Source organism: Streptomyces sp. 8P21H-1 (assembly GCF_013302945.1).
The window spans coordinates 1-223 of the sequence record NZ_JABTYA010000272.1 but is presented as its reverse complement, the minus strand read 5'-3'; the positions used below and the strand labels follow the sequence as shown (position 1 = coordinate 223).

Here is a 223-nt window from a genome sequence, read left to right as displayed (position 1 = left end):
CGCGGCCCGCCCCCACCGGCCCGCAGCCGACGTCGGTCCGAGGGGCCGCCGCGCTCAGACCGCGGCCAGAGCCGCGTGCAGCGCGGTCAGGCAGCGGTCCACGACCACCCCGTCCGCCGCCGCACCGTAGTGGTTGACCCGGATCATCGACGACGCCAGCGACCCCCCGCCCGCGGCCAGCGGCAGGGAGGGGTCGAAGGCCAGCGCGCGGCCCACCACCCCG

Annotated in this window: 1 pseudogene; it reads right to left on the bottom strand. The window is 79.8% G+C overall.

What is annotated here, in order from left to right:
* Positions 1–54: 54 nt before the first annotated feature.
* A pseudogene (locus tag HO151_RS07495) lies at positions 55–223 on the bottom strand (alanine--glyoxylate aminotransferase family protein); the annotation flags it as partial.